General features: G+C 71.4%; 17 protein-coding genes. 11 read left to right on the forward strand and 6 right to left on the reverse strand.

What is annotated here, in order from left to right; genetic code table 11:
* Nucleotides 1-99: 99 nt before the first annotated feature.
* The 7 genes from ACQP1P_RS01760 (at nucleotide 100) to ACQP1P_RS01790 (ending at nucleotide 11,329) form a co-directional block, all read left to right on the forward strand.
* Nucleotides 100-1,518, forward strand: coding sequence for a hypothetical protein (locus ACQP1P_RS01760; RefSeq protein ID WP_433082438.1), 1,419 nt, complete (start codon nucleotides 100-102; stop codon nucleotides 1,516-1,518).
* Entirely contained in the window at nucleotides 1,515-2,225 is a 711-nt protein-coding gene (locus ACQP1P_RS01765) for a hypothetical protein (protein ID WP_433082440.1), read from the forward strand. The genes ACQP1P_RS01760 and ACQP1P_RS01765 overlap by 4 nt, the downstream gene beginning before the upstream one ends.
* On the forward strand, nucleotides 2,225-6,559 hold the full coding sequence (locus tag ACQP1P_RS01770; RefSeq protein WP_433082442.1) for a hypothetical protein: 4,335 nt from the start codon (nucleotides 2,225-2,227) through the stop codon (nucleotides 6,557-6,559). Before ACQP1P_RS01765 ends, ACQP1P_RS01770 begins: the two co-directional genes overlap by 1 nt.
* Entirely contained in the window at nucleotides 6,556-7,101 is a 546-nt protein-coding gene (locus ACQP1P_RS01775; RefSeq protein ID WP_433082444.1) for a GNAT family N-acetyltransferase, read from the forward strand. Before ACQP1P_RS01770 ends, ACQP1P_RS01775 begins: the two co-directional genes overlap by 4 nt.
* Before the next feature lie 322 nt (nucleotides 7,102-7,423).
* Nucleotides 7,424-8,908, forward strand: coding sequence for a hypothetical protein (locus ACQP1P_RS01780; protein WP_433082446.1), 1,485 nt, complete (start codon nucleotides 7,424-7,426; stop codon nucleotides 8,906-8,908).
* Nucleotides 8,905-10,344 (forward strand): serine/threonine-protein kinase, encoded by a 1,440-nt coding sequence (locus tag ACQP1P_RS01785; RefSeq protein ID WP_433082448.1) that lies wholly within the window; start codon nucleotides 8,905-8,907, stop codon nucleotides 10,342-10,344. The genes ACQP1P_RS01780 and ACQP1P_RS01785 overlap by 4 nt, the downstream gene beginning before the upstream one ends.
* A complete protein-coding gene (locus tag ACQP1P_RS01790; RefSeq protein WP_433082449.1) occupies nucleotides 10,337-11,329 on the forward strand; it encodes a hypothetical protein in 993 nt (330 codons plus the stop codon). The genes ACQP1P_RS01785 and ACQP1P_RS01790 overlap by 8 nt, the downstream gene beginning before the upstream one ends.
* A gap of 2 nt (nucleotides 11,330-11,331) precedes the next feature.
* On the opposite strand, the gene ACQP1P_RS01795 is transcribed toward ACQP1P_RS01790, so the two are convergent.
* The 4 genes from ACQP1P_RS01795 to ACQP1P_RS01810 form a co-directional block, all read right to left on the reverse strand.
* Nucleotides 11,332-12,621, reverse strand: a complete 1,290-nt coding sequence (locus ACQP1P_RS01795) for an AAA family ATPase (protein WP_433082451.1) — start codon at nucleotides 12,619-12,621, stop codon at nucleotides 11,332-11,334.
* A complete protein-coding gene (locus tag ACQP1P_RS01800) occupies nucleotides 12,618-14,078 on the reverse strand; it encodes a hypothetical protein (RefSeq protein ID WP_433082453.1) in 1,461 nt (486 codons plus the stop codon). The genes ACQP1P_RS01795 and ACQP1P_RS01800 overlap by 4 nt, the downstream gene beginning before the upstream one ends.
* The gene (locus ACQP1P_RS01805; RefSeq protein WP_433082455.1) at nucleotides 14,075-15,193 is read right to left on the reverse strand and encodes a hypothetical protein; all 1,119 of its coding nucleotides are present in this window, start codon (nucleotides 15,191-15,193) and stop codon (nucleotides 14,075-14,077) included. Before ACQP1P_RS01805 ends, ACQP1P_RS01800 begins: the two co-directional genes overlap by 4 nt.
* Before the next feature lie 65 nt (nucleotides 15,194-15,258).
* Nucleotides 15,259-16,041, reverse strand: a complete 783-nt coding sequence (locus tag ACQP1P_RS01810) for a hypothetical protein (protein WP_433082457.1) — start codon at nucleotides 16,039-16,041, stop codon at nucleotides 15,259-15,261.
* 131 nt (nucleotides 16,042-16,172) lie between these two features.
* Here ACQP1P_RS01810 and ACQP1P_RS01815 point away from each other — a divergent pair, with 131 nt between their 5' ends.
* The 4 genes from ACQP1P_RS01815 to ACQP1P_RS01830 are packed head-to-tail and all read left to right on the forward strand — an operon-like array spanning nucleotide 16,173 to nucleotide 21,356.
* Nucleotides 16,173-16,484, forward strand: a complete 312-nt coding sequence (locus tag ACQP1P_RS01815; protein ID WP_433082458.1) for a helix-turn-helix domain-containing protein — start codon at nucleotides 16,173-16,175, stop codon at nucleotides 16,482-16,484.
* A 46-nt stretch (nucleotides 16,485-16,530) separates the two neighbouring features.
* On the forward strand, nucleotides 16,531-17,568 hold the full coding sequence (locus ACQP1P_RS01820) for a DUF559 domain-containing protein (RefSeq protein WP_433082460.1): 1,038 nt from the start codon (nucleotides 16,531-16,533) through the stop codon (nucleotides 17,566-17,568).
* A 6-nt stretch (nucleotides 17,569-17,574) separates the two neighbouring features.
* Complete coding sequence (locus tag ACQP1P_RS01825) at nucleotides 17,575-18,264, forward strand: hypothetical protein (protein WP_433082462.1); 690 nt, start codon at nucleotides 17,575-17,577, stop codon at nucleotides 18,262-18,264.
* Nucleotides 18,261-21,356 carry an ATP-binding protein gene (locus ACQP1P_RS01830; RefSeq protein ID WP_433082464.1) on the forward strand — a complete coding sequence of 1,032 codons (3,096 nt, stop codon included), beginning with the start codon at nucleotides 18,261-18,263 and terminating at the stop codon, nucleotides 21,354-21,356. Before ACQP1P_RS01825 ends, ACQP1P_RS01830 begins: the two co-directional genes overlap by 4 nt.
* On the opposite strand, the gene ACQP1P_RS01835 is transcribed toward ACQP1P_RS01830, so the two are convergent.
* Nucleotides 21,334-22,332, reverse strand: coding sequence for a hypothetical protein (locus tag ACQP1P_RS01835; protein WP_433082466.1), 999 nt, complete (start codon nucleotides 22,330-22,332; stop codon nucleotides 21,334-21,336). The two genes, ACQP1P_RS01830 and ACQP1P_RS01835, sit on opposite strands and share 23 nt — an antisense overlap.
* Complete coding sequence (locus ACQP1P_RS01840) at nucleotides 22,329-22,637, reverse strand: nucleotide pyrophosphohydrolase (RefSeq protein WP_433082468.1); 309 nt, start codon at nucleotides 22,635-22,637, stop codon at nucleotides 22,329-22,331. The genes ACQP1P_RS01835 and ACQP1P_RS01840 overlap by 4 nt, the downstream gene beginning before the upstream one ends.
* Nucleotides 22,638-22,701: the final 64 nt, after the last annotated feature.

A 22,701-nucleotide genomic window follows, 5' to 3' on the forward strand; every position in this document is an offset into this window, starting at 1 on the left:
GGCCCGGTCGCACGTCACACCCGCTTTCGCTGTTCCGGATCCCGCCGGCGTGGTTGCTACGGTAGGCGGACGTGTCGGCGAGGCGGGGGAGGGCAGCGGGTGACCGAGCCCTTCGTGGCCTCGCCGGTGGGGCACGCCTCGATGCGCGCCCGGTGGCGGGCCCTCATCCTCACCGACCCGGTCGCGCGGCTCGTGCGCAACGCCGTCCACGCGGGCATCCACGAGGCCTATGACCTGCGGCAACTCGCGCTCGCGGCGATCGACCTCGCGGTCGCCTCGCTCGGCTTCGCGCGGCCGCTCACGCTCGCCGAGCTGATCGAGTCGATCGCCGAGCTGGCCGCGCGGATGCGGCCCGGCGACACCGGCGCGCACGAGGACGCCGCCCGCTGGGTGGTCCGGGGACTGCTCAACGACGCCGACAACCAGCGCGCGTTCGTGTACGTTTTCGACAACACCGAGGAGTACGCCTTCCGGCTCCTGCAGCTGCAGGACGGCCCCGACGGCGCCCTGGTGCTCGCCTCGCCGCAGGCCGTGATGCTCTACCTCAACGGGCTCGATCTCGACGTCGACGACGCCGAGGCCGCCTTCTCCGTCGTGCTCCAGCGGCAGCTGCGCGACCGGCGTTTCGAGGCCGCCGGGCGCACCGCGATGCAGGCCGAGCGCGTCTCCGTCGCGATGTCCGCCTCGCTCGCGGACATCCTCGATGCGACACAGCGGGATGTGCGTTCCATCGACTGGGTGAACGACGTGCCGCAGCGACTCCAACGCGCACGCGAGCATGTCGAAGCGCGCATCGCCGCCGACGCCGAGGTGCTCAACCACGTCGCCGCCGGCATCGACACCGAGACGGATCCCGAGGTCAGGCGGGCCTCCGGGGACCTCGTCGACACGCTGCGGCGGATTCGGCAGGTGCATCTGGACCTGGCCGAACGCGTCAGCGACGCCCGGACGATCTTTCTCCAGGCGCAGTTGCAGCAGGTGTTCGCCCGCCGGGTGCACCTGCGGCTGCTGCACGTCGAGCGGGAACTGCTCCAACCCGTGCTGAGGCTGCACCGGGAGGCGGCGACCGAGGTCGTCGAGGCGTTCGGGGACCGCGTCGTCGGGCTGCGGATCCCGCGCCTGCTGCAGCTGGACAACCTCGTCGACATGCTGCTCGCGCCGCCGCGGCCGGTCGCCGGCGACGAGGAGGACGGCGAGGACCCGGGGGAGACCGAGGGCGTCGAGCTGCAGGCCTATCCATCCACTGTGGTCGCCGAGGTGGCGCGCATCCTCAAGCGCGCCGAGCGGGAGCCGGTGCTGCTCTCCGAGCTGCTGCGCGACGCCAGGGACGAGCAGACCACCGAGCTGGTGCTGCTGTCGGCGCTGTGGGCCTACGCGCCCGACGTCGCCGAGCCGGGCGAGCAGCACAAGGACCTGAGCGCGCTGCGGGCCGAGCGGACCGGCGCCAGACTCGACCACCCGTTGGCGTGGGGCGACGACCTTCGCGTGCGGTACACCGAGGAGGAGCAGGAAGCGTGACTGTCCCCATCGAGGACGTCCGGGCCGCGGCGGAGCTGGTCGCGCTGGGCCTGCGCACCGGCGCGCGGCCGACCGACGGCAACCCGTACGGGAAGCTGCTGGAGCGGTACCGCACCCAGACCCTGTTCCGCGACACGGTCGACACGCTCGCGAGCGGGCTCGGGCTGGTCGTGCTCGGCGCGCCGCAGCGGACCGGGCTCGTGCTCAGCACCTACCCGGGGAGCGTGTTCGCGGTCCGGATGGGCGATCTGCGCAGCACCGGCCTGTCCGCGGACGAGAAGCTCCTGGCCGGGCTGATCGTGCTCGGCGTGGCGGCGTACGCGTTCCCGCAGGAGGTCGACCTCGACAGCACCGAGGTCAAGACGGTCGAGGTCGCGGCGCTGGACAAGTTCATCCGCGACACGATCGACCGGGTGCTCGCGATCCCCGGCGACGAGGACACAGTGGACGGTCAGGCGCGGCAGGCGGCCGAGATCTACCGGCGCACGGCCGCGTTCCGGCCCAAGGACCGCCAGCCCGGGCCGGCCAAGGGGTGCACGCAGTTCGCGGTCGCCGAGGTGCTCGGCTGGCTCGTGGAGCGCGGCGCCGCGCGGCCGATGCCGCAGCTCGGGCCGAGCACGTTCCAGCTCACGGACCGCTTCCGTCTGCTGGTCGCCGATGTGGCGGGCGGCGAGGCCCTCGAGGCGATGAGGTCGGTACAGCACTGATGGCAGCTCCCGCGAGGCTCTGGCGGATCCGGCGGATCTACCTTGACCGGATCGGCTCGCCCGCCGCGCGATTTCGCGAGGTGTGGCTGGATCTGACGGGACGCGACGGCGCCCCGCTCGACACCATCCTGTGGATGCGCAACGGCGGCGGCAAGTCGACCCTGATCGCCCTGCTGTGCGCGCTGATCCGCCCGGACCGGCGCGACTTCCTCGCCACCGGCACGACCGGGCGCCACCTCGAGGACTGCATCCTGGGCTCCGACACCGCGCACGTCGTCGTCGAGTGGATCGACCCGGCGGGGCAGCGGCTGGTCACCGGCGGCGTCTACGAGTGGGCCGACCGCGCCCAGCCGACGGATCCGAACGGTTCGCACGAGCGGCTGCGCCAGACCTGGTACGCGTTCACGCCCGCCGCCGGCGTCGAGCTCGAGCGGCTGCCGTACGACTCGGCCGAGCTCAAGGACTTCGCGAAGGCGGTCGAGGGGCTGGCGTACGAGACCGAGCCGATCGTCACCACCAAGCAGGAGCGCTGGGCCCAGGCGCTGCAGGACCGCGGGCTCGACCCCGGCCTGTTCACCGCCATCCTGAAGATCAACGCGACCGAGGGCGGGATCGAGCATCACTTCCGGTTCAAGACCGCCGACGACTTTGTGCAGTATCTGCTGACCCTGGTCACGGAGCCCACCTCGGCCGGCAAGGTCGCCGCCATCCTGCGCACCACCCGCGACCGCCTCGCCCGCCAGCCGCGGCTGCGCGCCGAGGTCGCCTTCTGTGACGAGGCCACGACGCTGCTCACCGACCTGGCCACGGCCCGGGACACGCTCGTCGACGCCGAGCTCGCGGCGCGCTCGGCCCGCCTCGACGCCGCCGGCCTGGCGGGCGCGCTGAGCGCCGCCGTGCAGTCCGCCGCGACCGCCGCCGAGCGCCATGACGCCCGCGCCGAGGAGGCTCATGCGGCGGTACGGCGCGCAGCCGCCGAGGCCGAGACGCTGGACGAGCACGTCCGGCATTATCGATTCCGGGCCGCCGACCTGACCCACGAGCACGCCGCCGCGGCCGCGCTGTCGGCCGACGCGCTGGTCGCCGAGCGCCGCCACCGGCACCGGTCCTGGCAGCTGGTGCCGGCCCTCATCCGCCACGTCGAGCAGGCCCAGCGCCTCGAGGTCGCCCGCCGCCAGCAGGAGCAGGCCGAGGCGGGCGCGGCCCCGTTGCGCCGCTCCCGGGCCGCCGCGGCCGCGGTGCTCCTGGCCGTGTTGCGCAACGCCGCCGACGAGTTGCGTGCGCGCATCGAGACCGCCTCGCACGAAGCCGCATCCGCGCGTGAGCGTCAGGCCACCGCGCGCACCCTGGCCGACTCGCTGCGGGGCCGGCTCGGCAGCCTCGACGCGCAGCAGCGCACGATCGGGGCGCAGCTGGCCGTCTACGACCGCGACCTGGCCGCCGCGGCCGAGCATCTCGACGGCGCCGAGCTCGATCGCGCCCTGGAGCTCGCCCGATCGGCCGAGGCCGAGGCCGCGCGGCGAATCGAGCACGAACTGCCGGCCGAGGCCGCGCGCCTCGACGCGGATCGCGCGGCATACGAACGCGATCGCGCGGACGCGCAGACGGCGCTCACCGAGCTGTCCCGCGACCAGGCCGTGCTCGACGCCGAGCGCGGCCCGCTGTTCGCCGAGATCGAGGCCCTGGCCACCGACCCGAGGCTGACCGCGCTCGCCGAGCGGGACCGCGTCGACCCGATCGAGTCGCAGCGCGCGCTCACCGACCTGCTCACCGAGGCCGTCATCACCGCCGACCGGCACCGCATCCAGCTTGCCGTCGCCGACGCCGAGGACGACCGCGCGGTGCAGGCGCTCGCCTCCGCGCGCGGGCTGCTCCCGGCCGCGCTGGACCTCGCCCGGGCCGCGGACGTCCTGGCCGCGGCGCGGATCCCGGCGACGACGGGCTGGCACCACCTGGCGGATTCGGTACCGTCCGCCGCCTGGCCGGCCGCCATCGCCGACGCGCCCCACCTGGTGGGCGGGCTGCTCGTGCGCGACCCGGCCGACCTGGACCGGGCCCGCGGCGTGCTCGAGGCGGCGCGCCTGTTCCCGACCTCGGCCATCCAGGTCGCCGCGATCGGCGACCTGCAGTCCATTGTGGACTCGGACCCGGCCAAGCCCGTCGGCTTCGTGCTGCCGCCGGCGCCCGCGATGTACGACCGCACCGCCGCCGCCTCCGAGACCGACCGGCGCAACCGGGGCCGCGACGAGCGCAACCAGCGCGTCCACGAGCTGATCGAGTCCCGCGACCGCGACCTGCGGCTGCGGGGTCAGCTGCTCGCGCTGGCCGAGCGCTGCCCGGCCGGGCACCTCGAGCACCTGGAGGCGGTCTCGGAGCGGCTCGGCCGCTCGCTGCGCGAGTCCGAGCAGCGCCTCGCCGAGCTGCAGGAGACCCGCCTCGTGCTCGACGAGCGCGCGGCCCTGCTCGAACACACGCGCCGCGACCTGGCCGAGCGCCGCCGCCGGCTGACGATTCGCCTCGCCGCGCTGTCCGATCTCGCTCGCCGCGCCCCGGAGGCCGCGCGAATGCGCGACGAGCTGTCCGAGCTGCCGTCGGTGCGCGCCTCGCTGCACGCGGAGCTGGCCTCGGCCGAGGCCGAGGAGCGCACGGCGGCGACCGCGGCCCACGCCCACGCCGCCGAGGCGGATCGCGATGCCGCCATCGTGCGCGAGTACCGGGTGCGGTGCGAGGACCTCCAGCGCATCGCCGCCGACGAGGTGCCCGGTGAGCTGCCCGGTGAGCTGCCGAGCCTGGTCGAGGCGACGAACGCCTACCAGGCCGCGCACGACGCCTACCTCCGGCAGACGTCGGGCTCCGCGCTGGAGGCGACGATCGCCGAGATCACCAGCCGGCTGGCCGCGCTCGACGAGGAGATCCAGCAGTTCGCCGCGGACGAGCGCGCGACCGCGCAACGTCTGCTGGATGCTTCGGATCCTGTGACCGTACGACAGGAGATCGCGCAGGCCGAGCGCGCCTTCCTGGACGCTCAGCGCGACGCCACCCTGGCCGGCGCCGCGCTCGCGAACGCGCGCCGGAACCTGGACGCGTGTCCACAATCGACACTCACCCTTCCGGCCGCCGCCGACGCCGACGAGGCGACGCGCCTGGCCGACGCGGCCGCGCGCCGGCTCGCGGACTCGCGCCGGGAGGAGCAGTCCTCCCGCGACCGCGCGGCGGCGGCCGAGTCCGAGGCCGCCTCGGCGCGCCGCCGCGCCGACGACTTCCAGCAGCTCGTCACGGACCTGACCGAGGACACCGAGCCCACGGAGTCGGCCCCGTTCGCGGGCGACGTGGACGCCGCCCGCGAGTCGGCCCGGGGCGCGCGCCGGGCGCTGCAGGCCGCCGACCGGGCCGTGACCGCGGCCCGCAACCGGCTCAACGCCGAGGCGCACCGGGTGGACCGCTGGGCGTCCGAGGAGCGCTTCGCCACCGTGAGCCCCGAGGTGCGCGAGCGCTTCCAGCTCGGCCGCCTCGACTTCGACGGGACCGAGCTGCTGGGCGAGCAGCTCTCCACCTACCGCCACGGCCTCGCCGGCGAGCTCGACGCCGTCGAGAAGGACAAGCACCTGGTGGTGACGGCGCTGTGTGCGGAGGTACGAGAGGGATTGAAGACCCTGCAACGGGCTCAGCACCACGCTCAGCTTCCCGCCGGGCTCGCGGATCACCTGCGCAACCGGCGCTTCCTCGACGTCGGCCCACGCTCCAGTGTGGACACCAGCGACGCGACCCTGCGCAGCCGCGTGGAACGCCTGGTGGACAAGCTCGTCGCGGGCAAGGACCCGATCCCGGACGGCCTGACCCTGGCCTGGGAGGCGATCGCGGCGGTGGTGGGCCGCGGCAACTTCGTGGCGCGCGTGCTGAAGCCGTCGACCGAGCTGACCGACGACCGCCAGCCGGTCGAGCTGATGAGCAAGTGGAGCGGCGGCGAGAAGGTGACGATCAGCCTCCTGCTCTTCTGCATGCTCGCCCGCCTGCGCGCCGCCAACCGCGGCGGCGACGTGCCCGGCTTGGGTGTCCTGCCGATGGACAACCCCCTCGGCACCGCGAACTACGTCGCCTTCCTGGACCTGCAACGCCGGGTCGCCGCCGCGAACGGCATTCAGTTGATCTTCCTGTCGGGCTTGGGCGACATGCGCGCGGTGGGCCGCTTCCCGAACGTGGTACGCATGCGCAACACGCACAACCGGGGGCGCAACTACGCGCGGGTGATGGAGCGCGAGCTGAACGAGGACCAGATCCTGGAGGGCATCACCACCGCCCGCCTGACCTTCCCGATCCAAGGAACGCTGCTGTGATACATCTGGAAACCGAGCGGTTGACGCTGCGGCGGCTGGCCGAGGACGACCTGGACAACCTCGTCGAGCTCGACAGCGATCCGGAGGTCATGCGATACCTCACCGGCGGCCGTCCGACGCCGCGGGAGACGATCCGCGGCATGATGCCGTTCATCCTGGGCCACTACGAGCGAGGCGACGACCTCGGCTACTGGGCGGTCGAGGCCGGCGGGCGGTTCCTCGGGTGGATCTTCTTCCGGCCGTACCGCCATGACGGCCCGCCCGCCGAGGTCGACCGCTCGGGTATCGAGCTGGGGTACCGGCTCCGGCGCGAGACGTGGGGCAAGGGCTACGCGACCGAGGCGAGCCGCGCGCTGATCGCGCGCGGCTTCGACGTCGTGGGCGTGGACCGGGTCTTCGCCGAGACCATGGCCGTCAACGCGGGCTCGCGCCGGGTGATGGAGAAGGCCGGGCTGCGGCACGTGGCCACGTTCGATCGCGAGGGCGACAGCGAGGTGCAGTACGCCCTGGCCGCCTCCGAGTGGCGGTCAGCGCGCGATTGATGCCTACTGCTGGAAGCGCCCGGTCTGGTTGGACCGGGCGTTGCCGCAGTCCCAGAAGATGAGCTGGGTGCCGTTGGCGGTGCCCCGCCGCCGGCGCCGTGCACCTGCCCGGGTTCGGGTTGCGCAGATTGCCGTTCACGAAGTGCCGTTGTCGCGCGGTGTTCCCGCGGCACGTCCACAATCCGACGAAGGTCATCGATACGAAAATCCGATTCGGACCGGCAGAACTGGATGATCGGACATTCGATTCCATGATTGCCTGTGCGATGCTCCGCTCTGCGCTGTCGCACCACGCGGCCTTGCGTGTGAGGAAGGGGGCCGCATGCCCGGATCGGAGGAGCCGGCCGACGGCCGCCAGTGGACGTTGTACAACAGCGGCCGCCGAAGCCTCCGCGAGCGGCTGTACCGCGAGGCGGAGGAGACCCTTTCGCAATTCCTGAGCCGCGAGCCGCGGACGGACAAGTCCGCCCCCCGGCGGGCCAGGGCTCACGCGCTCATCGCGCTGGCAATCTTGGCGCGCACGCCGCCACTGAGCCGCAGCACCAGGGAGGTCGGGCACGTCGTCTCCCGGTTGCAGAACGCGCGGAAGTTGCCGCTGGCCCAGGTAATGGCGTCGCTGGTGATTGAGACGTTCTACGAGACCGACGCCTGGAACGTGCCCGAGGGGTTTCGGTCGCTGGCGGAGGATGCCGACGTCGAGGCGCTGCCCGGTCCCGACATCGAGTTGTTGATCAGGCATCTGCCGGGCATGTTCGGCAAGACCTGGGAGAGGATTCGCCGTCAAGCCGGGCTCCTGGGGCTCGGAGAGCGCCCACCGCCCTTTGTCGAGACCGAGCTGGTCGACGAGCGTCGGAAAAAGCTGGTGCGGCGTTACTTCGCGGAGATCCCGCGCAAGCCGGAGGACCCTCAGTGGACGCTTGTCGCGTGGCTGCTGAGCATCGGCGTTCTCGCGGGCGTTCTGCCGTGCGGCGGGCTGTACGTGACGACCCGATGGTACGTCGGCCTGCCCATTGTCCTCGGGCTCTACCTGCTTGCCGCGGTGCTGCTGTTCTTCGGAATCGTCACCGCTCGTGAGTCACGAGAGAGTCAGAAGAAGATCCGGGTCCGTGCAGCGGCCATCGCTGCCACTCAGCCGCAAGCATCCGAAACCGAACTCGACGCTTGGCTCGAGATGGAGGTGAGCCGGGTCACACGCTTGGGTGCGGAACGTCATCGCCTCGACTCGGGCGTTGGTCTCAAGGACGCGGGTCTGCTCATGGCGCCGCAGGTCATCGTCGGTGTCTCGAAGCTCGCCGGTCCGTACTCGGTTGAGCGTCGCGAACCGGATGCGAATTCGGCATCCGGCCTGCGCACCGTGATGCGCAAGCTGCCGTTGGCGAAGACGCGAATCGGTGACGACGGAAAGGTCCGCGCCAGCCACTACCAGATCCTCGTGATGTATCTGACGGAGCGGAGAGTCGGCGTCTTCGAGTGTGATGTCGACATGGCGACCCGCGAGCTGCTGGCCGAATCAACGCACTCGTTCAGCTACGACGACGTCGTGACCATGTCGTCGCAGAAGATCGCGGCCGGCGGCGGACAGGGAAACCTCCACGTCCTCATCGATCGACATCACAACAGCGCGACCATCTCCGGTGAACATCGCTTCGTCATGTCGCTCGTCAACGGCCACCGCATCGAGGTGAGTACGGCGGTTCACAATGCCACCGCATCAGACTCCAGCTCCGTGATCGCGTGGCCGAACGACCAGGTGCAGCGTTCCATCGAACGAATGGTCTGGGCGTTGAAAGACAGTCGGGTCGCATGACGGAGGCGCCGATGTCCGGGCGGACGGTCACCATCGCTGGAAAGCGCTGGCACCTTGGCGCGAAGCTCGGCCAGGGCGGCGGTGGCTCGGTGTTCGCGGCGAGCTCCGATGCGGGCGAGGACGCGGCCGTCAAGTTCGTCCTCAAGGCCGGAAACGCGCCACGGGACAACCTCATCCAGCGGCCGGACTCGGAGTTGCGCAACATTCTGCCGATCTGGGCCTCGGGCGAGGACGGCGACTGGTGGACGTTCGTGATGCCGCGCGGCGAGATGTCTCTCGAGGCCTACCTGTTGTCGCGGGCGACACCGCTGCGTGAGCGCGAGGCGCTGGAGATCTTGCGGGATGTCGTGACCGCGCTGTGCGAACTGGAGCACCACGGCGTCGTCCACCGTGACATCAAGCCCGGGAACGTGGTGCGGTGCGACGGGCGTTGGCAGGTCGTGGACTTCGGCATCGCCCGCCTGGTCGAGGCGGCGACCGCGACGTTCACGAAACGTGATGCCCGGAGTGCACCATACGCCGCGGTCGAGCGCTGGCGCGACGAACGCGCGGGTTGCCCTTCCGACGTGTACTCCTGGGGCGTCATGGCGTTCGAATTGCTGAGCGGTCAGCTTCCCTTCCCCGGGCCGCGGGAACCGGACTATCGCCGGCAGCACTTGCAGGAGAGCCCGCCGACGCTGGTCGGCCCCTCGCCGAGCCTGGCCGGCCTCGTCGCGGAGTGCCTCAGCAAGGCGCCGGGCAGCCGGCCGTCCGCCACGGAAATCAGCAGACGCCTGGAGAGGCTCGACGAGGCGTTGCCGCCGGGACTGGAGGCGGTACGCGATGCGAACTACCGCATCGTGCTTGCACGCGGCGAGGCGCAAGCCGGGGCCCAGCGGTGGCGATCCGCCCGGGAAGATCTCGAGTACCTGTGGCTTGACGCGCTTGCCTCCTTCCGCCGGCTGTCTCAGCGTGTGCGCTTCGAGCTCAGAGGGGTGGCCAGCGCCGCCGAAGACCGCTCGTACGGCGACGGCTGGCGCATGCGCCTCGGGACCGCGTCCCTCAGCCTCGGGTTGCCGAGCCGAATCCCGGATTCGGCCCGGCAGGCCGCGAGCCTTCCGTTCACGGTCGTCGCGCACGCGCGGATGGCATTGGAGTGGCGGAGCGATACCCCGCACACCGGCCGAAGCCACGCCCTCTGGTACTGCGATGCCAACAGCGACGACCGCTTCCACTGGTATCACTCGGCGTATCGATGGCGAGGCGGGCGCACCAGCCCCGAGATGCCGTTCGCCTTGGCCGTCGATGATGCGGCGGATGCCCTCAAGGGAGAGCCGGGCGACTTCGCCGTTGCGCTGCCGCTGACTCGGCTCGACCACGACGCCGTGGACGAATTCATCGACCAATGGGCCGGTCGGCTGGCGAAGGCGGCGCTGGGCGGGGGCGGCAATGACTGACAACGAGATCGACGACCGACTGATCGCGGCGCTCGACGCGGTTCCGGCCCACGACGAGAGTCCGATCGCGGTTGATGAACTCAGCCGACGTGCGGGCTTCGACGGGGCCGCGGCCGCCGTCGTCGGCCCGGTGCTGCTCCGCCTGCTCGGCAGCTTCGGGGTCCTGCGGGTGGCCGAGTCGGCTGATGGTGCCACGCTCGTCAAGGCGGCCGAGCCGGCGTCCACGTTGTTCCTGCGCAGCTACGCCGAGCACCTGCGGACCGGGCGCGACCTCTTGGACAGCTGGGACCGGCCGGTCATCACCGACCCTCCCTACCCCGAGCAGCAGGCGCTGTCCGGGCCGCAGTTCCTGCACCTCATCGAGCGCCGCCGGCTTCGAGCGGGCAACGACGCGCGTGCATTGCGTCGTACGGAGGTCGCGCAGGTCGTCATCAGCCGCCACATCAAGGGCCGGCCGCACGAGTATCTGCTGCTGCACGACGAGAAGGCGCGGCAGTATCAGCTGCCGGGCGGTCGCCGGCGGCCGGGCGACCGGGATGCTGCCGACATCGCTGTCCGTGAGCTGCAGGAAGAGCTTCCGGACTTCGAGTTCGACCCGGACCGGGACCGCCTGGTCCGGCTCGGATCGACCCGGGCGACCGCCGTCTCTCGAACCTTCGGCGTCATCACCGAATATGACCTGACGATCTTCCACCTGCGTTCCACCCGTACCGGCCTTCCCTCCGGCCCGGGCGGCACGTGGGTGGACGGCAAGGTCCTGCTGACGGAGAACTCCACCGTCAACGGCCTGTCAACCAACCTGCTCGGATTGCGAACGGTCGACAAAGACCTGCCGGGAGGCGTCTGCGGGCTCGAGCCCAGCTTTCAGGCGAGCGAGCGGAGCTGGGTCGCGACGGCGGCCGTCACGCGACCACTCGAGTTCTGGGGCTTCGTGGTCGGTGTGTTCAGCCTCATCATCTCGATCGTCTTCTACATCTTCTCCTAGCCTCACGACGCCGATACGCGGTGGTGTTCGAGGTGGGACATGACGGCCATGTTGGCTTCCCAGCCGTCCGGGAACTTCACGATCTCGTTCAGGTAGACGCGGCCGGTCGACGGGTGGGCGTTCAGCAGCTCCGTGATGCCGGCCCTCGCCACCGCGACGCAGGCGTGCCGATGCCGCGACGTCAGCACGCACAAGCGGCCCGCCTCGAGGTGGAACGCGGTCGCGTCGCGCCGGCCCGACAGTGGGTGCCACACCACCGTCACGTCGTACTCGCGGCCCTGCAAGCGATTCGCCGTGTCCACGGTGATGCCCGAGTCCGGGGGCAGGAACTGCCGTACCGCCGCCGCCTGGTCGCGATGCGCCGTCCCGATCGCGATGCGGTCCGCCGTCACGGGTGCGCCGGTGCGGGCTCGCTCCGAGACGGCGACGGGGCCGCGGGCCAGCAGGCGCAGGGCGACGTCCGCGCAGGCCTGGGCGATCTCGGCGTCCGTGCGCATGCTGTGCCGCGCCGGGAGTTCGTGCAGGGCCCAGCCCGTCGCCGCGGCCGTCTCCAGCGTGCTGTCCACAGGGGACGCTCCGAAGGCGTGCGTCGAGAACGTCAGTGAGCGGTCGGACAGCGACGTGCCCGCGGTGAAGCCCGTGAACGGATAGAACGCCTCCGACACGACGGGGGCGGCCGTGGCCGGGAGGCGCCAGGAGACGGGTAGGCGGTGCACGGGGACCTCGTTGTGGCGCAGCAGCACCGCCACCGCGCTCAGTTGCGGGTCCCAGGACAGGCCCGCCCAGCGCTCCGTCTCCACCGTCGAGAACGGGTCCAGCTGGCCCGGGTCGCCGACGAAGAGGGTGCGGTCGAAGCGGCCCGCGATCTGCAGCAGGGCGTCCGAGCGCATCTGGTACGCCTCGTCGACGATGGCCCACGGCCACGCGCCCTGGTTCAGGGTCGACCACTTGGCCGCGGTGCCGATGACCACCGCGGCGCCCGCCAGGCCGGCGACCGCGGTGTCCACGGTCACGTTGTTGTGCGTCGCGATGCGCGGAACCGGGACGTAGTTCTGGGCCGACAGGCGGCCGATCGGCAGCGTGGGGGAGGAGCGGGCCAGGTTCGCGATCAGGTCGTCGACCTGCTCGTTGGTCTGCGCCACGACGGCCAGTGGCTCGCCGGTCTCCGCGATGTGCCGCGCGGCGCGAACGACCAATGTGGACTTTCCGGCGCCCGGTGGGGAGTCGACCACCACGCCGCGCGCGTCGCAGAACTGGAGGTCCTCCATCACGGCCGGGAAGATGTCGGTCATGACCAGGCCTCCACGGCGTCCTCTTCGGTCGGCTCCGGGGGCGGCGGCGGGCCGCCGTGCGTCCACGGTGTGTCCTCGGCGGACGGGAAGTTGCCGCCGGGCTGGAAGCTCGTCGACACGGTGCTGTACGTGATGTGCTCGCCCACCTCGGGCACGCTGCCCGGCGCCGGCGTGAGCGCCCGGCCCATGCCGCCCGTGAGCTCCAGCACGACATCGGGGCCGTCGATGGCGACGATCCGGCCCGTCTGGGAGCGGCGGGAAGGGCTTTGCACATCGGTACCGATGCCAAGACGCAACGGATCCGAGGTGCGGACGGTCACATGTGGACGGAGCTTGCGGCGCGCGCCCGAGGCGTCCAGGCGGTTCGGCTCCGCCGCGACGACCTCGCCCGCGAACGCCTCGCCGGTCAGGCGGAACTCGGCCATGACCAGCGGGTCGTCCAGCGCCCGCTGCGCGTCGAACAGCGCCTGCGCGCGTTCGAGTCGGTTCAGCCGGCGCGCCGCGGCCACGGCGGAGTCGCGGCGCGCCTGGGGGAGGCCGCCTCCGGTGTCCAGGTACGTCACGTAGTTGCTGTATGCGTCGCGATCGTCGGCCCAGCGCTCGACGACGCTCGCCCCCGGCTGCAGAGCGCGCAACAGGTCGATGCCCTGCCACATGAGCTGCCAGGTGGGCTCGAGCTGGGTGCGCAGGGCCGCGGCCAGGCGCTCGAACGTCATCCGGCGGGCGATCGAGTCCGCGTCCGTCTTGCCGTACCGCTCGATCGCCGGCGCCAGCGTGGCCGCGTCGAACGTCGGGTCGGTCGCGGGGCCGGCCGGGGGCCAGCGCTCCGGATCCTCGGCCGCCAGGGCCGCCTCGAACGGGTCGTCGCCGAACCAGGCCAGGAGGGCGGCGAGGTTGGCGTCCTCGACGGCGCTCTGGCCGGTGGCCCAGTGCATGCTCAGCGCGGAGGTCATCGCGAGCATCAGCGAGGAGCCGGGGTGCTCCGCGCGCTCGGCGAAGAACGTCAGCCACTTGCCCAGCGTGGGCACGACGGGCTTGACGGCGTACTCGCCCCAGGTCCGGCGCAGGCGGGTGGAGCGGCCGAACAGCCGGACGAACTCGATGCCGCCCGGATTCGGTACCAGCAGCTGCGGCGCGTCCGCGAACCGCCGGCGGCCCTTCACGTCCTCCTGGTGGCGGGCGAAACTGTCCACATAGGACATCAAGATGTCGCCGAGCTCGGCCGCGAACCGGAAGCGCTGATCGCGGTTGCGGGGCTGCGGCACGAACAGCAGGCGGGGCTGGTCCGCGGCGGAGCCGACCATCGCGGCCAGGGGTGCGTTCGCCTCGCCGGCCATCGTCAGCGGGATGAGGACGAGTGGACGTTCGCTCACGTGAACGTGTCGTACCGTGGCGATGGGCTGGGCGGCCTGGGCGCGAACGGCCAGCGCTCGAGCAAGTGCGGTCAGCGAGCTCACGCCAGGCACTCCTCGCGCAGGCGGAGGGCGGCGCGCAGTACCGCCGCCGCCTCCTGCTGCTCCGGGGACGGCTCGAGCTCGCCCGCGGCGAGGCGCAGCGCGGTCTCGACGGTGTCCACGCTGCCGAGCTCCTCGCTCACCGACTTGCCGAGCGCGTGCGTGCGGCCGCGGGCCTCGTTGCGGCAGAAGTACGACATCTCGCAGGTCGACAGGCACTCGGGGGAGTAACGCGCGGGGATGTGCTCGATCGCGTCGCACAGCTCGCCGATCGCGCGCGTCGGGCGTCCGTCACGGTCGGGGGCGAGGTCGAACGTGATGCCGTCGTCCACATGGGACAGTCGCTGGTCGATGCGCTCCATGTTGCCCAGCTGTCGCTTCAGCACCGTCAGCTGCCGTCGTACGTCGAGCAGCGTGGCGACCGCGTGGTTGGAGAAGTCCTTGGGGCAGACGAGCACGACTCGATCGGAAACGGCCGCCGGATCGTGTCCGAGTTCCTGCAGGAGGTGTCGCAGCGCCACGACGTACACCGCGGACTGCACGGCCGCGGAGGCCACCTTCCCGCCGTCGGCCTGGCCGTCGATCACGGCGAAGGACTTGATCGCGATGATGTGGAAGACGCCCTGGTACTGAAACGCGATCAGGTCCGGCTCGAGGAACACCTGGCGGCCGGCGACCGGGAGCTTGAGCAGCGGGTGGTCGAACAGCGTGCCGGCGTCGTCGACCTGCTTGGCGGCGGTGCCGAGCACCTGGCGGGCCAGCTGGTGACGGACGTCCTGGCTGTCGTTGCCGCCCGCGTCCTCCAGGTCCTGGTACGCGACCTCCCTGATGTCCAGGCGCAGCGTTTCGCGCAGCATGCGCAGCAGCTCCGCGCAGCCGTTCGCCTTCACCTGCGCGATGAACGAGCGAGTGCGCGTGATGGCGAACGGTGACTGACCGTAGGGCGGCGCGAAACCGACGCGCGAGGCGACCGCGCGTTTGTCGACGCCGGCCGCGTCCATGACCGCGCGGCGCGCGCAGCCGGGGTTGGTGGTGAGCGCGGCGATCGTGCGGGCGTTGTGGGCCGCCGGGGGTACCGGCCCGCGGATCTCGGCGAGCCGGTCTTCGGTGCTGTTCACGGTGGCACTTCCTTCGCGGTGGTTCTCGTGCCGGTTCCGGGCACTCGCGTGCCGGTGGCGGGCACTCACGTACCGGTTTTGGGCACCGTCTTCAGATTGACGCCGAACAACCGGCCGGCGTCGTCGAGTTGGGCCCGGGCCCGGGCGGCGGCCGCTTCGCGGTGCGACCGGTCGACCGGCTCGTGCGTCGCCAGCTCGGCCTCGGCGGCGCGGATGACGACCGCGGGCTTGGCCGAGCCGATGCCGTCCGCGGCGCCGGGAATGTTCTCGGCGAACAGCCACAGTAGGCGGGTGGTGGCCCGGTCGGTATCGGGAAGACGTTCGACGTGTTCCGCGATCCGCACGGCCGCTTTCAGGAAGTCGACGCGCGGGCTGAGCGCGCCGATGATGCGTTGTTCGAGGGTCCAGGTGGAGATCGCGAGCAGTCCGCGCACCGGCGAGAACCGATCGGCGGCGAGTGCCGCGCACAGGTAGTACGGCCGCGCGAACGCGTTCATGCGGAACGAGCGCTCCTCGTCGCGGCGCAGGCTGGTGAGCTTCGCGCTGTCGATGTCGCCGCCGAAGCACGCGTTGTACACCTGGGCGATCAGTTTCGGCGCGGCCGGCACGGCGAGCAGCGTGAGCGCGCCGTGCACCTGTTCGCGCAGCGGCAGTAGCGACCCACCCTCCCGCGGCACGGGGGCGTCGGCCGTCTCCGGAGCGAGCGCGTCCTCCCAGGCCGTCTCCAGTGCGCGTTGCTGCGCGCGGAGTGCGCGTTCGCGCGGCCGATCGCCGGCGGCGCGGGCCTGCCGGACCTGCGCACGGAGCGCCGCGAGCTCGCGCTCGATCTCCTCCGCGTCATCGGTCATGTGCTGACCGTACGCCTCCCAGTAATTTCCAGCAATCCCCACTTGCACCCAGCATCACCATTGCACGGCTCCGCTATTCTCCAGTAAATTCCGCTAAACGCTCAGCGTTTGGTCTACTGGGGGAGGACGGCATGTACGACATCGCCGCAGTTGAGGTGGCACTGCGCGGGCTCCTGGCCGACATGCCCGGCGAGGGCAAGATCGTCGTCCTGGCCGTCATGTCGGCCGGACAGCCCGGCGACACCGGCCGGCCTGCGCTGAGCAAGCGGGAGATCGAGGTGGCCGGGCTCGTCCGCAAGGGCCTGACCAACCAGCAGATCGCCCGCCGGCTCGGCATCACGCCGCACACCGTGAACCATCACCTGCGCGGGATCTTCAAGAAGCTCGACATCGTCTCGCGGGTGCAGCTGGCCGCGCTCGAGGTCCCGGAATGGGTCGGGTAAAGAGATGACTGCGGTCGATCCGGCTCCCCGCGTACGGTCGGGAACTGTGACATCGGGCGTCGGATGGTGGGCCGAGCCGCCGTCCGGCCAGGTCTGTTTCCTGGCTGACGTCGATCCGTCGTTGCTCAGCGTCGGGCTCGATCCCCTGCCGGCCGGCGCTCCGGCGATCGTCCGGTTCTGCCCGCCGCCGAGGCTGGGCGTCGGGCAGTACATCGCCACCTTCCTCGACGCGTTGGACCGCGCCGCGGACAGCCTCTTTCCCGCGTGGCTGCCCGGCGCCGAGCGCCTCGACGGTCCGTCGGCGCTCGGCATCGCGGCCGCTCGCGCGATCGCGGCCACCGTCTCGGCGCGGTCGGATCACTTCGGCCCGTTCCTCATGGCCGCGGCCGAGCGCTCCCTGCGGGGCGAAGTGGCCGGCTCCCCGCATTTTCCGGCCGAGGTGCGTGCGCGCGGGCTCGGGCTCATCCTGGCCGACGCGTACCGGCGTTCGTCCGTCGTGATCCTGCTCGACGTGCCGGCCGGGCCGGGCTTGCACGCGCTCGTCGCCGCCGCGGAGTGGCTGGCCGAGCACGGCCGCTTCGGCGTCTGGATGGCCGGCGGCTCGCTGGGTGGCGTGGACCGGATACGAACGATCCGGATCACCCTGCCGTCCGAGCTGACCCGCCTGCCACCGGCCGAGGTCGACGGCGAGGAGCCCAGGCCGCCGCTGCTGACGTATCCGCCGCTGTCCGGCCGGCCCCGCGCCGACAGCCCGGCCGAGCAGGCGCTGGAGCGGGCGCTCGCCCCGCATGACTGGGCCCGCGGGCGCCGCTGGAACGAGGAGCTCTCCTGGCACTCGCTTGGCAGGTCGTACCGCCTGGATCTGTTCTGGCCCGACGACGGACTCGTGGTCGAGGTCGACGGGGATGACCATCGCGGCCGCTGGAAGTACGCCGACGACCGCCTGCGCGACGCCCGGCTCCAGCTCCTCGGGCACGCCGTGCTGCGCTTCACCAACGAGCAGGTCATCGCGGATCCGTCGGCCGTGGCGCTGACGATCCAACGCCTGCTGCTCCTTCGCCGCACCCCTTCCACGCAGAAATGAGGCCTCATGCCCGCCGACGACGTCCCGAGCCTTACCCCGAACCAGATCCTCGCGCTGGTCGTCCTCATGTCGGAGGCCCGCGAACTGAACAACAACGAGCTCAGGGAGTTGGCTGGCTTCTCCTTGACCGGGGCCGACAACACCAAGCTGGAGTCGAAGCTCGGCCTGGTGGCGACGGACCGTAGTCACCGGCCGTTCTCGCACTCGCTCACCGAACGCGGCTGGCGAGTCGCGCGCGAACTGCACACGATGGAGCCGCCGAAGGCGAGCAAGAGCGCCACCCGCACCCTCATCACCCTGCTCGGCAACATCCGCCGCGGGCTGGAGCAGTTGCAGACCAGCCACAGCGTGAAGATCACGGAAGGGGAGTTCTTCCGTCCTCTTGCGCCCGCCGGCGAAGTCGACGCCGAGCCGGTCGATGCGGGTGCCGATGTCGATGCCGAGGCCCGTGTGCGCGCGGTCTATGCCCAGCTCGCCGGACGGCCGGGGGAGTGGGTCGGGCTGGCCGACCTGCGCGACCAGCTCACCGAACTGAGCCGGGACGCCGTCGACGAGGCGCTGCGCTCGCTGCTGCGCCAGGACGGTGTCCGCATCATCCCCGTCGCCAACACGAAGGCGCTCGAGCCACGTGACCGCGCCGCCGCCCTGAGCATCGGCGGTGAGGACAGCCACGCCCTGTCGATCGGCCGGCCGTGATCAGCCGTGCCGCGCGCGCGGCGTTCGAGGCACTGCACTTCAACCCCGCCCCGACTCCGGACGACATCTGGCACTCGTCGCCGTACGACGTGCCGGAGCTGCACGAGAAGTCGGTCCGCGAGATCCTCAGCGGCGTCCAGCGAGCCCGGCGCAGCGACACCACGACCCCCCTCGCGGTGGCGCTGCAGGGCCGCGCCGGCTCGGGCAAGACGCACCTGCTCGGTGCCGTCCGGGAGACGATCCAGCGGGCCGACGGTGGCGGGTACTTCTTCCTGGTCAACATGATCAGCGGCCGGAACTTCTGGGAGAGCACCGTCCAGGGCATCATCAGCGGGCTCAGCCGGGATGCCTTCGGCTGGGGCACGCAGCTCAAGACGTTCCTGCGCCGGCTGACCCCGCAGCTCGGCCTCACGCCGGAGGTCCGGGACGCGATCGCGGGGCAGTCGCCCGTGACCCGCCCGCAGCTGGACGCGTTCATCGCCGGACTCCGGCGGTTCGATGCCGTCACCGGGCGCGAGTGCCAGGACACCGCCCGGGCGCTCGTGCTGTTCAACTCGCCCGACTTCGAGCACCAGGACATCGGTCAGGCCCACCTGATCTCGGAGCCTCCGGAGCCGTCGGACCGCACCGACTGGGGATTCACGACCGCCACGCGGAAGCCGGCCGAGGTGGTGGCCGACATCTCCCGGCTCATCGCGCTGACGCTGAGCCCGAGCGTGATCGCGATCGACCAGCTCGACACGCTGTTCGCGCAGACCAGCAACACCTTCTTCAAGCGGGATCAGGGACTGGACGAGGAGCTGCACGCCGTGGTCGGTCCGATCGCGGACGGACTCCTGACGCTGCGCGACATCACCCAGCGCACCCTCGTGGTGATGTCCTGCCTGCCCGACACGTGGGCGCTGTTCGAGCGCAGCACGGCCGGCCCGGTGACCCAGCGCTTCCGGGCGACAGTCCTGCACGACCGCATCGACAGCGCCGAGATCGCCCGGGCCATCGTCGAGAAGCGGCTGACGAAGACGTACGCCGAGTACCACGTGCCGAGCCCATACCCGACGTGGCCCATCCGGCCCGAGGCCTTCGACGACGCGCGCGACTACACGCCGCGGGCGCTCCTGCGCCGGGTCGAGGAGCACCTGCACCGGTGCCTGGTCGAGGACGAGATCGTCGAGCTGAGCCGCTTCGACGAGGACCTGCCGCCGCTCCCGCCGCCGGTCCCCGGCGACCTGGCGCCGCTCGATGCGATGTTCCAGGAACTGGTCGCCTCCGCGGACGTACGCGCGGCGCTCGACTATCTCACCGAGGACATCGAGATGCCGCAGCTGCTCGCGGCCGGGATCAACGCGTGGATCGGCGAGCAGACGCCGACCGGCGCGGTGTTCAAGCAGGACCCGCAGCCGGGAGCCAAGCCCGCGCTGCACGGGCGGCTCATCCAGGTGCTCGACGAGACGATCGAGAACGAGGCGCACTGGGCCATCCGGGCCATCGCGCACCCCAACGCCCGCGCGGTGACCACGCGCATCAAGAACGCGTGCGTCATGTCCGGGCTCGATCTCGCCGTGCCGCAGCGGCGGCTCGTGCTGCTGCGGCGGGGCGAGTGGCCGACCGGTGCGCGGACCAAGGAGACGGTCGACAAGTTCATCGCGGCCGGGGGCATCTGGCACCGGATCGACGACGCCGATCTCAAGGTGTTCGACGCGCTGCGGCGCATGCAGGCAGTGCCGAACGCCCTGTTCGGTGAGTGGCTGGTCTCCCGCCGACCCGCGAGCAGGACGCAGCTCTTCGCCGCGCTGTTCGGCGAGCACCAGCCCGCGTCCCCGCCTTCGTCCCCCGCCGTACCGCGGCGACAGCAGACACCGCCGGACGGCCGGACGATCCGGCTCGGCAAGGTCATCGAGGACGAGGCGCCGTTCGTCGTCGACCTGGAGTCGCTGCGCCGGCACACCGTCGTATTCGCGGGTTCCGGATCCGGCAAGACCGTCCTCATCCGGCGGCTCGTGGAAGAGTGCGCCCGTCAGGGCGTGTCCTCGATCGTGCTGGACCCCAACAACGACCTGGCGCGGCTGGGGGACCCGTGGCCCGAGCCGCCCGCGGGCTGGGGACCCGGCGACGAGGAGCGGGCGCGGGACTACCTCGAGCACACGGACGTCACGGTGTGGACGCCCGCCGTCAGCGGGGGCCGGCCGTTGAGTTTCCAGCCACTGCCGGACTTCACGCCGGTGCGGGACTCGCCGGACGAGTTCAATCAGGCGGTCCGCGCGGCGGTAGAGGCGCTCGCGCCGCGGGCCGGCGTCGGGGGCACGACGAAGCTCGCCCAGCAGGGCAAGGCGGTGCTCAATGAGGCGCTGCGGGCGTACGCGCGCGGCAACAAGGTCGGTCTTGAGGGCTTCACGGACTTCCTGGCGGACCTGCCGGACGACGTGAGCCGGATGGCCAGGGCCGGCAAGCTCGCCAACGACCTCGCCGAGACGCTCAAGGCGGCGATGGTCAACGATCCGCTGTTCGGCGGGCGGGGCGCGTCGGCGGATCCGGCGGTACTGCTGACTCCTCCCGAGGGTAAGCGCGCTCGCGTGTCCGTGATCAGCTTCATCGGGCTGATGTCCGACGAGGAGAAGCAGGGCTTCGTCAACCAGCTGCAGATGGCCCTGTTCACCTGGCTCAAGCGCAATCCGGCCGGAGACCGGCCGCTCGGCGGGCTGTTCATCATGGACGAGGCGCAGACACTGGCCCCGGCCACGGGCACGACCGCTTCGACGGCGAGCACGATCACGCTGGCATCGCAGGCGCGCAAGTACGGGCTCGGGCTCGTCTTCGCCACCCAGGCGCCCAAGGGGCTGCACAACCAGATCTCCGGCAACGCCACCACGCAGTTCTTCGGGCTGCTCAACGCCCCGGCGCAGATCGACGCGGCCAAGGAGCTGGCGCAGGCCAAGGGTGGGCGGCTGCCGGACATCGGGCTGCTCGGCAGTGGCCAGTTCTACGCGGCGGGGGAGGGCTTCTCGTTCGTGAAGGTCCGGACGCCGCTGTGCCTGACGCACCACCCGAAGGCGCCGCTGTCACCCGAGGAGGTCATCGCGCGCGCTCGCCGCTGACCTGAGCGCCTCGTCCCTCCCGAACGAACTGGCCGTGCGACGCCTCATAGACGCACGCGATGTTCTGGCTCGCGAGGAGGTCGACCAGGTCCTGCTCCGGCCGCTTCGGGAGCAGGACCGCGCGGGAGGCGGGCTCGACGAAGCGCGCGTAGTCGCAGAGCTGGCCGATCGCGAGCCGGATGTGCTCGCGCCGGGTGGAGGACTTGGCCTCGAGCAGCTCGTCGATCTCCTCGACGTACATGTCGGTGAAGAACGTGTCCAACCGGCCCGGCAGGGCGATCTCGTTGCGCACGGCCTGCTGCCCGTGCTCGGCACGCAGGAACTCCCGGTACCGCTCGACGAGCGCGGCCTCCTTGCGCGCGGCGATGACGGTCTCGCCGGGACGGCGCTCGAACGTCGTCGTCAAGTTGCGCTCGATCGGGATGGTGCGGACGCGCGTTTCGCGGCCATCGGCGAGCGAGATGCGCTTGTCGGGCTTGAGCGATGCGACAGCAAAGGGCGGCGGTCCGAGGACCGGCCAGCCCTTCTGTACGGTCGAGTGCCGGATCGCGCGGAGGGCCTGCTCGTCGAGCGCGTCCGCGCGGATCGACTCGACGTTCTCCTCGGGCTCGGGATCCAGCTCGACGCGGTACGGATACCGGTCATCGCGCCAGACCGTGCTCACGTGATCCTCGTGCAACGGGGCGATCAGCAGCCGGTACGTCATCGACTCGATCGTCGCGGTCTTCCACGCGCCGAAATCCTCCGGGCGGGTGCGCGGCCAACCGGTCGGGGCCGGCAGCACCGGCCGGACGCCGCGCACGAACACGAGCCACGTCGGCTCGGCCAGGTCAGGGTTGCGCAGCCAGTCCTCGGCCTCGGCGACCGTCGCGCCACCTCGGTGGAAGGTCTTCCAGCCCCAGATGTTGCGGTGCATCCCGATCTCGAAATTCTCATCGGCGTCGCGGCCGACGTGGATGTACAGGTAGCGGCTCACCGGTCGCCCACCGTCGGGAAGCGGGTCTCGTTGTAGGCAATCTTGTCCGCGACCGCCTGGGCGACGTCGATGCCCGTGACGTCCGCGAAGCGCAGGAGGTAGATCATCACGTCGGCGATCTCCTCCGCGACGCGCGGGTGCGGGGGTGGCTCCTCGGGGTCCCACTGGTACAGCTCGGCCAGTTCCCCCACCTCGCCGACCAGGGCCAGCAGCAGGTTGCGCGGCGTGTGGTACCGCGGCCAGTCTCGCTCCTCCGCGAAGCGGCGCAGTTCCTGTTGGACTTGAGCGGGCCACTCATTCGTCACCCGGGTGAGGTCACCACAGGTCGCATGCACACCGGAGAATGGCCATATGGCTCCGAGGTGCAGA

Origin of the sequence: Dactylosporangium sp. CA-052675 (assembly GCF_050947935.1) — a bacterium.
Taxonomy (GTDB): Bacteria; Actinomycetota; Actinomycetes; order Mycobacteriales; family Micromonosporaceae; genus Dactylosporangium.